At 61.8% G+C, this 11550-nt stretch carries 14 protein-coding genes; 2 read left to right on the top strand and 12 right to left on the bottom strand.

The window, feature by feature from the left end:
* Window positions 1-145: 145 nt before the first annotated feature.
* The 5 genes from EP867_RS17910 to EP867_RS17890 all read right to left on the bottom strand — a co-directional run bounded on the left by EP867_RS17910 (window position 146) and on the right by EP867_RS17890 (window position 2322).
* Window positions 146-538 carry a hypothetical protein gene (locus EP867_RS17910; protein ID WP_128490833.1) on the bottom strand — a complete coding sequence of 131 codons (393 nt, stop codon included), beginning with the start codon at window positions 536-538 and terminating at the stop codon, window positions 146-148.
* Window positions 501-1253: a hypothetical protein gene (locus tag EP867_RS17905; protein WP_128490832.1), complete on the bottom strand. Its 753-nt coding sequence runs from the start codon at window positions 1251-1253 to the stop codon at window positions 501-503. The genes EP867_RS17910 and EP867_RS17905 overlap by 38 nt, the downstream gene beginning before the upstream one ends.
* Complete coding sequence (locus EP867_RS17900) at window positions 1240-1446, bottom strand: hypothetical protein (protein ID WP_128490831.1); 207 nt, start codon at window positions 1444-1446, stop codon at window positions 1240-1242. Before EP867_RS17900 ends, EP867_RS17905 begins: the two co-directional genes overlap by 14 nt.
* A gap of 136 nt (window positions 1447-1582) precedes the next feature.
* Window positions 1583-1786 carry a hypothetical protein gene (locus tag EP867_RS17895; RefSeq protein WP_128490830.1) on the bottom strand — a complete coding sequence of 68 codons (204 nt, stop codon included), beginning with the start codon at window positions 1784-1786 and terminating at the stop codon, window positions 1583-1585.
* Complete coding sequence (locus EP867_RS17890) at window positions 1783-2322, bottom strand: lysozyme (RefSeq protein ID WP_128490829.1); 540 nt, start codon at window positions 2320-2322, stop codon at window positions 1783-1785. Before EP867_RS17890 ends, EP867_RS17895 begins: the two co-directional genes overlap by 4 nt.
* Before the next feature lie 109 nt (window positions 2323-2431).
* Here EP867_RS17890 and EP867_RS17885 point away from each other — a divergent pair, with 109 nt between their 5' ends.
* Window positions 2432-2788 carry a DUF983 domain-containing protein gene (locus tag EP867_RS17885; RefSeq protein WP_164888937.1) on the top strand — a complete coding sequence of 119 codons (357 nt, stop codon included), beginning with the start codon at window positions 2432-2434 and terminating at the stop codon, window positions 2786-2788.
* Between the two features lie 8 nt (window positions 2789-2796).
* On the opposite strand, the gene EP867_RS17880 is transcribed toward EP867_RS17885, so the two are convergent.
* The 7 genes from EP867_RS17880 to EP867_RS17850 form a co-directional block, all read right to left on the bottom strand.
* Window positions 2797-3048, bottom strand: a complete 252-nt coding sequence (locus tag EP867_RS17880) for a hypothetical protein (protein WP_128490827.1) — start codon at window positions 3046-3048, stop codon at window positions 2797-2799.
* A gap of 62 nt (window positions 3049-3110) precedes the next feature.
* Window positions 3111-3422: a hypothetical protein gene (locus EP867_RS17875; protein ID WP_128490826.1), complete on the bottom strand. Its 312-nt coding sequence runs from the start codon at window positions 3420-3422 to the stop codon at window positions 3111-3113.
* Window positions 3423-4218: 796 nt separating this feature from the next.
* Window positions 4219-6933, bottom strand: a complete 2715-nt coding sequence (locus EP867_RS17870) for a phage tail protein (RefSeq protein ID WP_128490825.1) — start codon at window positions 6931-6933, stop codon at window positions 4219-4221.
* A gap of 1 nt (window position 6934) precedes the next feature.
* Window positions 6935-7345 (bottom strand): DUF6950 family protein, encoded by a 411-nt coding sequence (locus tag EP867_RS17865; RefSeq protein WP_128490824.1) that lies wholly within the window; start codon window positions 7343-7345, stop codon window positions 6935-6937.
* Entirely contained in the window at window positions 7342-7899 is a 558-nt protein-coding gene (locus tag EP867_RS17860) for a hypothetical protein (protein WP_128490823.1), read from the bottom strand. The genes EP867_RS17865 and EP867_RS17860 overlap by 4 nt, the downstream gene beginning before the upstream one ends.
* Window positions 7896-8477, bottom strand: a complete 582-nt coding sequence (locus EP867_RS17855; RefSeq protein ID WP_128490822.1) for a hypothetical protein — start codon at window positions 8475-8477, stop codon at window positions 7896-7898. The genes EP867_RS17860 and EP867_RS17855 overlap by 4 nt, the downstream gene beginning before the upstream one ends.
* The gene (locus EP867_RS17850) at window positions 8474-10636 is read right to left on the bottom strand and encodes a hypothetical protein (RefSeq protein WP_128490821.1); all 2163 of its coding nucleotides are present in this window, start codon (window positions 10634-10636) and stop codon (window positions 8474-8476) included. Before EP867_RS17850 ends, EP867_RS17855 begins: the two co-directional genes overlap by 4 nt.
* Before the next feature lie 67 nt (window positions 10637-10703).
* Between EP867_RS17850 and EP867_RS17845 the strand changes: the two genes are divergently transcribed.
* Complete coding sequence (locus tag EP867_RS17845; protein ID WP_128490820.1) at window positions 10704-11447, top strand: hypothetical protein; 744 nt, start codon at window positions 10704-10706, stop codon at window positions 11445-11447.
* The last annotated feature ends 103 nt before the right edge of the window (window positions 11448-11550 follow it).

Here is an 11550-nt window from a genome sequence, read left to right as displayed (position 1 = left end):
TTTTATATAGAAAATATAATGGTCAGGACAGCGAAATCAGCGCCTTACTTGGGAAATGTGGGTTTAAGGCTGTCAATCGGTCTGGCTGATAGCGCATAACTGAAATGTAATGCCCCCGCCCCCGCCCGTGAGGACAGGGGCGATGTTATGCAGCGACACGGGCACGAGCAATCTCGCCACGCTCTCTGTGATAGGTGATGGCCTGCAGCTCTGCCTGGCTGACCCAGGAATGAGAAGCAGCATAGGCATCCCGGGCGGTGACAGCGCGCAACTGCTCCCATCTCACGCCGGCAATGTCCTTGCCTGAGAAACTGTGAAGATGGCCGGTGAACAGGTGGCAGAATTTGGAGCGTCCGAAGGCCTCCCGATGCTGAGACACCAGCCCCATTGCCAGCCGCTCAGGCGGAGCCTTGTCGCCATGATGCGAGGCCAGCATCACCTGACCGTGCTCATAGACCCAGAACTCACCGGGGCGCTTGTCGACCTCGATGCGGGGGTCGTCACGATATCGCTCCGCCAGGGCAAAGAGGACAGCCATGCTGCTGTGAGGATCGTGATTGCCGGGGAGGATCCGCACGATCACCCGGGCGTGCTTCCCGGGCGGCCAGATCGATGCAGGCCGCCAATGCGCTGATCGCCATGTCGAGCGTGCGGAAGTGCCGGGTGTCGACATCGAGGACGTGCCGCGACTTTGGCGTCTGACTGGTCTGGTCGTCAGCATGCAGCAGATCGCCCGCCACGAGGATCACGCCCGTGCCTGATGCCGGAGCGGAGGCCACGCACTGACCTACCCATGAGCGGAGCCGGTCGCAGGCTTTGCGGGTGTCGTAATCCTCGCCGGTTTCCTCGCCCCAAGCCAGCATCCCCACATGGGCGTCCGCGATGGGGTAGAGCGTCAGCAGGTCGTCATCCGCATAGAGCGGCGGCGGGGCAAGGGGCGCGGCCGGCAGATCGGTGAAGGCCTCCCGGATGCGCTCCAGCGGGTCTGCGTCGTCCGCCGCGGGTTTCAGCATCAGCGAATAGCCCGGGCTGTCCTTCGTGCCCTTCGTCTTGATCCACGCCATGGCCGGGACCATGCCTGTGCCCACAGCATCCATGCCTGCCTGAATGGCAGGGTCAGTTTGCTTTCCCCGCAGCGACCGCGCCACGGTGCGGTGACAAACGCCGAACTCTCGCGCCACCGCGCTGATATTGCCGAGCCGCTCAAAGGCCTCCTGATAGACCTCCCGGCCCAGCCCCTTAGTTGCCGCCATCTGCGCACCCCACATCGATAAGGCGGATCAGCCGCGCCCCGGTTACGACCGATCGGTCGCCGCCATCCTGCGCCAATGCTGCTGCATGCTCAGCCCGCGCCAGCCGGGAGCCGTCACACACCGCGGTCTGATCCACGCGCACGCAGCCAGTCACGCAGAGCGCCAGGATCGTCGCCCAGATTGCTTTCCTCATGGTCCATCCTCTCGCGTGTCTTACGATATGCCTCTGCAGCCTCCATATCGGCCCGCTGAGCGGCGTCCCTGCGTCCGCGCCAGTAGAAGCACCACGGGGAGAAGGAGGCCCGCCAGCGGCTTCCACAGCGCCCGGATCAGCGCGCCAGCCATTGCCGCACCTTTGCGATGAGCCAGCCGGTCTCGGCCAGCGCAAGCGAGATCAGGCCTGCGGTAAAGGCCACAGCCTCCGGATGCTCCAGCACGGCAGCGAGCGGTGCAGGGAGGCCCGCCGCGATCAGCCAGACGGAAAACCAGCGGAGAAGCTGCCGCAGCAGTTCCAGAACAAAGGGATTGGTCATGGCTTCACCCCCAGAGCTTCGAGGCAAAGGCGCTGTTCCGCGGCGCGGCGATTGGTAAGCCCACGGACCTGCTTGCCCCCTGCCCGGTCCCACCGCGACAACTGGCGACAGGCAGCGGCCCAGTCCCCTGCCCGCGCCAGCTTGACGAGCGTTGAGCTACAGGCCGCGCCGGCCCCGACGTTATACGTCCAGGACGTGAGCGCGACCTGCACGCCCTGCGGCTGCGAGGTCAGCCTAGGAAGGCAGGCTGAGAGTTGCGCGTGGTAACCCGCCAATGACTGCTGGAGCATCGTCAGGCATTGCTCAGGCGTGTAGCGGTCACCTGACTTCACGCCCTTCGTCTCGCCGTAGCAGACCGTCCAGACAGGCGGGCTGGCGATGCGGTCGAGATAGGCCTCGGTGCGCTCACCCTCCCAGGGGCCGACGAACAGAGCCGTTGCCGCGAGGACGGCAGCCGCGCCGCCAGCGGTGGATTTCGGGCGCGCAGTCAGCATCGCCCGGAGACCGGCAAAAAGCCGGACCAGAAATTGCAGCATCGCTGCCTCCTGAAATGGAAATGCCCCGCGGGTGCGGGGCGGGATGAGTTCTTGTCTGGGGAACAGATCAACTTGCAGAGGGTTGAAAGTCTGGCTGGCGGAGGATGACATGAGCGAACGCAACACCATCGAGGCTATGCTCCGAGGCGCGCGCAGCCGTTGCCCCAACTGCGGCGAGGGTGCTCTGTTCAGGGGCTACCTAAGCAAAGTCGATCAGTGCGCAGTCTGTGGTGAGGACTACACTCATATCCGCCCTGCCGATGGGCCGACTTTTTTCGTGCTCTGCATTACCTGTCTGATGTTGATACCGGCCCAGTTCGTCACCTTCCGTGCTGCAGGTGATCACATCGTGACAGGTCTGGTTATCCTTGCGATGATCATGACGGCTGTCACTTTAGTGCTTCTCCGTCCCGTGAAAGGCGCAGTGATAGGGCTGCAGTGGGCGGGCAGAGATTATCATCCTTAAATCGCGATTTAAGATACGCGCCTCTCCATCCGCTCTACCAGCCGATCCAGCGTCTTCTTGATCGCTGCGAGGCTCTCATCCATCCGCGCCAGCGTGACGGCTTGGTCCTGAGCCCGGCGGGTGATCTCGGCCTGCTCCCGGCGCAGTTCGCTGATGATCTGGCCCTGGCCCTTCACAGCGGCCTCCAGCCGGATCAGCCATGCGACGAAGGCCAGCAGCGCGATGAGCTGTGGCCAGTAGGTTTTCACAATGTCTTCCAAGGCGCCCTCCGCGCATGAAAAAACCCGCGCGCGGCGGGCGTCAGGTCAGATTGTCGGGCCGGTCAGGCAGGCCAGTTGATTGCGGGCAGGTCCGCGATCACGCCCACCGGGGTCGGCCACGGTTCAGGCGGAGAGGCCCAGAGGTCATAAACCTGCATCCATACCGCATCGCGCCATGCCACAAATGCTTGCGCCTCTGCGGCCCATTGTGGGTTGGTGCTGGCGACATAGGAGGCGAGACTGTTGCCGTTGTCGTAGAGGCGCTCGCGGGCGGTGGCATCGACATGGGCCTGTACGGACACGCGGATCTGCTCCACCAGCTGTTCTGCCGTGAGGGCGACAGGCTCAGGTGGAACATATGGTGTCGGGTCCATCCCCAAGGCTGTTGCGTAAACGTCCCGGCCATGCGGTTCCGGATCATCGGGGGAAGCCGTAAAAGGTATCCAGCCGTAGGTGGGGTGCTCAATCTCGCAGTTGATGCACCCACCTTCAGTGTATGCAGGATTTCGAATATTCATCATGCGATCCTTTGGAAGAGAGTGGCAAAGTCAACCGATCCGATACTGGGCGTAAAGGAATTCCGGACGGAGTTCCCAAGGCACCGCCATGTGCCGCTCAGAGGAGAGCCCATAGAAGCCGCTGCCGTAAAACCAGTCCCGATCACATAGACCAAGTTAGCGGCACCTGTGGGACGCAGCTGATCGCCCGGATAGGTATTGCCAAAGTAAACTGGGCTTGTTGCATGCTGTGCCCACACAAGACTCTCAACCGCCCCCGCCGCAGGCAGCCTGATGGCAGCATTAAGAGCGCTCCGCGCAGCGTCAGTAGTAGAAGAACCCGTGCCACCCTTGCTGACCGGAACCAGGTCCTCCACAGCAACAGAGCCTAACCCTATATTGCCTCGCGCTCGCTGCTGCTGGCCGCTGGTCAAAGACTGAGCGATATCGTGGCGGATCGCCCCCAAACGGTCTGCGAGATCGATCCATTGAGTATTCGCGTCATTGCGGATTTTGAGGACGCTGCTCGCCGTATCCAGCCACAGAAGGCCTGCCTGCGGAGACGCGGGCGCGACTGGCCCGCTGTTGAGTGTGAACGCGCTGTCGAGCGCATTGTTGAAGCCCTCCCGGACGGCGAGGCCGGATCCGGAAGGGACTGAGCGGGGATGCTGGCTCATGCTGCCACCTGTTCTGCTTTGACGCGCAGGACCGATACGATCGGCGCCACGTCGGGTGATCGGGATGTGAGGATGGCGCGGGCCTGAACGCCGCGCGCGCGGTACTCGCCTGCATCGAGGCGGGACCATGGGGACCAGACCGGAGATCCGGACGGGTCGTCTGTGGTGGTGCGGACCTGCATTTCGACGTCACATTCGACGTCTGCCATAGCGTCCCAGCTGAGCCAGCTGTCGACGGTGCCGGTACGCTGGTCCCAATCATCACTGAGGACAAGCGGGGCCATTTCGATCACTGAGCGCAGCCGCACCAGCCGGGGGGTGGCCCAGGCGAGCGTGGTGGCGAAGGTATAGACCCCGCGCGTCGAGACCCCATAAGGGTAATCCCAAGAGGCCAGCGCATCCGTGTCCGGCACATCGTCGAAGATGCCCACATCGGTCAGCGTCAGGATGCCGTCTGCTGTTACGGTGCCGTCATGCGTGCCGCTGAACTCATCGTCCGCCTGCAGCAGGCCCGCATCGACAAAGCCGATGGCCTGCGCGCCATCTGCAAACAGAGTTGCAGCCGGCCCCATCTGCCCGGAGGCATCGATGGCGCGGACGAAGTAGACCCCCGGCATCAGCGGCACGACAGCGATGGTCGTATTGCCCTGCACCTCATCGAGGCTGACGGTGTTTGACCAGGCCGCGCTTGTGTTGGCCGCGTGCCGGATCATCACCCGCCCGCCGTAGCGGACATCGAGATCCTTTGGCAGCGCCCATTTGATCACTGCCAACCCACCCGCTGTCTGGATCGAGACATTCTCCAGAGCCACAGGCGGAGCCGCGAGGCCGTAGAGCTGACCGGACCAATAGGACCACTCGGAGCGCTGCCCGAGCTGACCGATGGCCTGCACCCGGTAGCGCATCGGCCCCGCTTTCCAGCCTTCATGTGAGGCAGAGATTTCAGCGGTTTCCGTGACCGTCTGCCAGACCGTTCCGTCATAGGACCACTGGAGCACATACCGATCCACGCGCGCATCCGCAGAGGACGACCAGCCGATCAGCGTCCGCGCCGCTGCACCGTCTCCGGTGCGGGTGACGTAAAGCTCTTCGCGCACCTCCGTGATCCCCGGCGGGGCGATATACCAGACCGGCGGCAGGCTACTGCGGGGCGCGGCCTGATAGATCTGCCCTTCCGTTGCATGCCAGGACCAGGCGAGCGGGCTGATCTCAGCCAGCGCCAGCACCGGCATGAGCCCGATCCCGTTTTCAGCAGGACCGAGCTTCATGCTGGTGACGGCGAAGGGCTTGTGATCGAACCCCCAACGGCTGCGAGAAACCGTCACGGTATCACCGCAGGAGGCCTGCAGCGCCTTCAGATGCGCCGGGAAGGTCAGGCTGAGCTGGCGGCGCGTCGTTTCCAGTTCAATCTTGGCAATGCGCTGAGCGGCATAGGGGGATGTCGTGAATGCCAGAGTGATGTCCCGCCAGATCTCCTTTCCGCTGTCCTCATCAACATAGACCTGTGACCTGTAGGCCGGGAAATCATCCGCCTGCCAATCGTTCTGAGGCGAGATGAACTTTCCGCGCACGCCGTTGAAGTTCTGCGCCCGGCTCATCCGGGTTACCAGTTGCAACGGCCCGGCGGCGTCATCTTCTGTGAGGTCCAGCGATGGCGCCCGCCATGCCCCGGCATGGATCGACCACTGCCCGCTTTTCCGGATGGCCTTTCCCGCCATCGCAGAGAGCAGGCCCTCAATCGCATCCTGCGGGGTGACAGAGGTATCGAGAACGCCGTTACAGCGATAGCGCTGCTCCCAGACGCCATGGCTTTCGACCCATTCATCGCAGATATTGGCCGCCTCGATTAGGTGATCGGAACGAATACCCTGATCCCCGCCAATGACCGCGCCCAAGCCGTAGCGCGCATCTTCCATGTAGTTTGCGAGGCAAAGTGCGGCGTTGTCAGTATAGCCCCGGGTGCCCGTGCGGGGATCATAGATGTCATTTCGCCCGCGCACTTTTGCTGAGATGTTCGGGATGCCGTTCGGAAAGGTTTCAGCGTCGAAGATGAGCCTGACTGCGATAGCCGAGCACCCTGCCAGTCGGTGCTGTGACGTCCACTCGGGCAACCACTGAGAAAGCCCAGGGAAGGCCTGCCCGCTGCCATAGTGCTTCATTACGGCGGCTTTGCCCGCATAACGTCCCTGCGGGTTTCCCGCCGCATCAAAGGCCAGCTCACCCTCGAAGTAGATCTCATCGATCGCATGCACCGGATGCCCAGCCAGCACGATGATGATATGCAGCATTTGCGTGCCGCGATGTTCGGTCGAGCCCTTGACCTTCACCGGCACCGCGACCGCCTCGACCCCGCCGTCATAGACCTGCCGCATCTCATACCCGATTTCGGTGCGCCAGATTACATCGCCGAAGGCTTCAGTGCCGGAGGTGGCGATATAGATCACCGCCCCCCCCTTGCGCACTTCACCATAGACAATGTCTCGGGCTTTCGCGGCTTCCCGGACGGTGATCAGCCGGTTTTGCATGCCTTCATCAACGGCCATCTTTGGCTTGCCTGCCAGAGCCGCAGCCACACCGGAGAGCATGAGAGAGGCCCGGAAGCTCGCCAGCATGCCGACGAAACCGGTGGCAGCCAAAGCGCCCATGACCCCTAGCCCTGACGCGATAGCCACGCCCCCGAGAAGCGCGGCCCCTGCTACGACTGGCGGCATATCAGACCCTCCATGCCCGCAGGCATTCGTTCAGCGGAATGCGATGCAGGCCCGCCTCTCCGGCAAAGGCTGCATCGGCCCCTACACAGACCCCGATTTTACCACCGGGGCCCTCCACCAGATCACCGCGCTGCGCGAAAAGCACAGACGGCAGCGGCGCTCCCAGATGAGCAGAGACGGCATCCCCATAATTGGTGACGCCCGCACGTCGCTTGATCACGCGCAGAGCCTGTTTTGGCGTGTGGTAAGTGCTCCGCCAGTCATCAGCGAGCGATGGCGTTTCGGTCAGGGCGGCGAAGACGTCCGCCGCCCAGGTCAGGCAGTCATGCTGCCCCCATGAAAAAGGCCGCCCTTTGGCGGCCTCGATCTCATCATGCAGGCGGATTTCCCAGCCCGGGGTTTTGCGCGTCATCGGCCCCATTTGAGGTCAATCTCCTGAATGCTGGTGACAAACTCAAACGCCCGGTCGCCGGGGTGGATCTGCTGTTGGCTCTCATGGGTGTAGCGCCACTCGCGGGGCCGCTGCAGGTCGATGAGCTGGCTTTCATAGCTGATCGAAACCGTGGCTGTCGTCCCGTCCTCTGAAATCTGCGGCACATCGAGCAGGCCCGAGAACACCAGCTCCGGATCAGCCAGCAGCTGCCAGTCCGCGCTGCAAAAGCCGATCCAGATCCGGCCCGGCATGCCTTGGCGCGCCTCATTGATCGCGGTGGCGATCATGTCCTGAGAGATACCGGACAGCGAGACCGTGACCCCAGAGGCGACGACGCCGTTGGTCTCTTCGATCTCACTGATGGCGATCAGATGCCCTGCGCCTGTCCATGCCTCGCCACGCCAGTGATAATCACCATATCCGCTCCACAGGCGGATACGGCCAGATGCAAACTCGCCTTCAAAGAAGCCAATAATATGAACTTCATTCCGCTTGATAGCCTCGACATTGGCTGGCTGCATATCGCGGCTCATAGCGCCTCCACGGCTTCGATACTGAACTGATGAACCACATGACCGATGGTCGCCGGGACGGGGCCTGTCGCCCGAAGCGAGACCTTCGGAGTGAAGTTGAGCAAAGCCCCGGCAGCGGGCGCGCCCCGCAGTCGGGGCACGATCTGCAGCGTGACTGGATCGAGCGGATTGGCAGGATCATTCACCGCGGCAGAGGTGATCTGATAAAGCCGCTGACGCCCGCCCTGTGCGAGGCTGAAGAAGGTGCCGGGCTGCAGGGTGTTGCCATACCAGTGGCCGGAGACGGTCAGAGCATTGCCGCTCTGGCCCGCGCCCTCAACCGCCAGATCGGGCAACACGGCAAAGTGCTGCCCGGCCTTTGGCAGGACGAGATCAAACGGCAGGCGCTTGCCCAGGACCGAGTTCGCAAAGGCCTCGAAGCCGAAGTCCTCGACCATGACGTCAATCGAGAACTCCCACCGCTCGCCGCCCATGTCCTGCACTTGCTGCGTAAAGCTGAACGGGCTCTCCGTTGCCAGCACAGCTGAGCGCAGGGCGCGGGTCACGCCCGTAATGTAGGCTGACGGAAAGTCTGTCATCGATGCCCCCTGCCCTGCAGTGCCTTTGTCTGCGCGGCGGATTGGTTGACGATCTGAGGAATGGCGGCGCGGATCTTCTGCTCGATCAGCGCTGCCGTGCCCTCCACCGCGCCGCGGGCGTCGATGTGGATGCTCACGCCCTGGCTCTTGCTGGCGTTGTCGGCCATGCGCTTGCTGATGTCGTGCGGGATCACCTGAGTGCCGCGCGGGAGGTTCATGATCTCGCCACCGCGCTCATGCACCCGAGCCAGACCGCCCGGCGCGAAGTTGGTGCCGTTGGAAAAGCCAAACATTTTCATCACACCGGTGAGGAAGCCGCCGCCCGAAGTGCCCGGGCCCATCAGCGAGGTGAAGGCCTTGCTCATCAGCATCTCAGCCAGTTTGCTGATGATCTCGCTCAGCACCTTTTTGAAGCTGCCGCCTTGGGTGATGAAGCTGGAGAAGGCTGAGCTGATGCTGTCGCGCCAGCTCTCGGTGGCATCCTTGAGCTTTTTGAGCTGATCGGCCTGCGTTGCATAACCGGCGATCATTTTGCCTTGCGTGCTTTCAGCGGCAACGCCCGCCTCGCGCTGCTTCTCCCAGATCTGGGCCTGCAGGTCGGACATGTTGAAGGTCGCTTGCAGTTTTTCGGCTTCCTCGCGCAGAGCCTTCATGACGCGCTCAACATCGGACAGCTTGGCCTTTGCTCCGCCCGCGCCTGATGACGCCGCGGCCAGACCGCCGCCGGGCCCGCCAAAGCGGCCCAATTCCTCGTTGGTCTCCTCGGTCTGCGACTTCAGAAGCTCCAGAGACTTAAGGGGAGCAAGCATATCAGCCGCGAATTTCCCGGCAGCGATGCGCTGAGCGTTGGCTGTAAAGTCCTGCCGCTCAGCATAATTCTCCAGTTCCCCCGCCAGTTCTGCACCGAGCCCCCCCTGCAGCCCAAGATCGATACCCGCCTTGGAGAACAGGCCATTAATTGCAGTGGCAACGCTGGTGGTCAGTTCGGCAACCTTGCGCAAAATCCATGCAAATGCCTTTGCAAAGACAGAACGAAGGCCAGCCGCGGCTGCAGACACGTGCCGCATGATAACAGATGCCCCTAAGCCTATCCGGTCCCAGACCTCAACGGCCAGATCTTTGAGGACACTTAACGCCTCGCCGAAACCGCCGGCAGACTTGACCAACCCCATGAAGCGGTAGACCAACTCCCCTGCCACTATGACGATGGCCCCGATCCCGGTTGCCGCGATGGCGCCGCGCAATGCCGTGAGCGCACCCGCCAGAGAGAAGGTCGCAAGGCGGGCGGCGGCAAAGGCGGCGACCCATTTGCCGGCCATCAGCCCCGCAAAAGTGGCGGTGTAGGACATGAGGCGCGGCATGGCCTCTGCCACAGTCCGCACCATGTCGCCAAGCCAATGCCCTTTCTGCGCGGCTGTGACGAAAGCGTTTGCCATTGCGGCAAGCCCCGGGACGATCTGCGCGGCCATGATGTTGCGAAAGCCGGTAAAGGCCAGCTGCACTTCCGAGAGGCTTTGTTTGGCGCGTGCAAAGCTCGCGACCGTCTTGTCGTCCATGACGGCCCCGAGCGCCTGAGCTTTCGCGGCATACTCTGCCATTGCAGCCCCGTTGCCGCGCAGGAGCGGCAGCAGCGCGGTGCTGTCAGAGGCCATGGCCTCCATGAAAAAGGTCATGTCCTGCTGGTTCAGGTTCGCCTTTTCGAGGCTGTCCACATAGAGCTGCAGCGCCTGCGGGCCTGAGAGCTTGCGGAACTGCGCGGCGGTGACCCCCACCTTTGGCGCCACGCGTTCAAAGAAATCCGCCATCGGCCCGCCGCCCGTGGCGATGAAGTCACCTACCCGGTCGTTCACGTCCTTCAGGATATCGGCGAGCTTGTCCTGCTCGATGCCGACCGAGGCCGCGCCAGCCGCCCATCCCTGGAACTCGGCAGGGGCAGCATTGGCCAGACGTGCGGCGCGCTGGATTTCAGCGGCCGCATTCATTGAGGCCACGCCCATGGCGGCCATGGCGGGGGCCGCCGTCGCGACGATCCCAGCAGCGACTTTGCCCAACTTGCTGGCCAAAGCATTGGCCTGTTGCTGAACGGCTTTCACACCGGCAGAAAATGCCGCACTGTCTAGCCCGAGGGAGACGTAAAGGGAGCCAATCGCTTGAGCCATGATAGAACCCTCGATTTGATATGTAGCGCCTGCTAAGAGTGCCGCTTAGCGTTGCCGGAGAATGATTATGGATTTTGCTTCATTGATCCCATTTATTGGGATCGCAGCTACCATTTGGTGTTTAATTGCACTTGTTATGGCGATCTTCCCCGGGAATAGGAAAAGACGCTTAATTCATGCGGGTGCTGCTTTTTTGGTTTTTATCGGCGCAATGGCATCTTCACCGACGCCCGAAGAGATGGCTGCTGAAAAGCAAGCTGTCGCACTGAGCGAAGCCATTTCTTACGAGCAATCTATTTCTAATCACCTGCAACTTGTCAGATCATTTGATGCAAATGATTTTAAGGCAGATAGTCAATCAATTGGACTAGCATTAGGTATTCTTGAGGCAGCCGCGAAAGTTTACGCAGAAGGGAAATCAAAAGATTTGAGCGAAGCCGCATCTTCCGAGCGGGAGCAACTCAGGAAGGCCCTTTCCTCTAAGCAGACGACCGCACTGCCCGTCCTCAGGGATGCCTATGGACCGGCCATGAGGAAAGCCTTGTGGGAAGCAGATGGTAAGGCAAAAACTTTCGGAAAGGGATATAGGACTGTTGAATTTGTCAACGTTAGCTTCGCCAGAAATGCCAACATCAAACAAATTCATACTGAACTGTTCCCAACCCTTATGAAGCTACGCTTCACCCGAGCACAATACAAATGGGTGGATGCAGATGTTGAGTATCAGTACTTCACCCTCACCCCGCCCAAGGACAGCGAAATCGTTACATGGCGACCCAACGGAACCTTCACGTCCGCTGATGAGAATTGAGCCCGCATTCGCCTTCAACGGCACCGCCCCCGCCACATCCGCCCCGATGCGCAGGTTGGCAAAAATCTTGCCCTTTTGACCGGCTTTGATCAGGCGGTGGGTC

The sequence above is a fragment of the Falsigemmobacter intermedius genome, from assembly GCF_004054105.1.
GTDB classification, from domain to species: Bacteria; Pseudomonadota; Alphaproteobacteria; order Rhodobacterales; family Rhodobacteraceae; genus Wagnerdoeblera; species Wagnerdoeblera intermedia.
The sequence above is the reverse complement of the archived record's forward strand: the minus strand, read 5'-3'. Positions and strand labels throughout refer to the sequence as shown.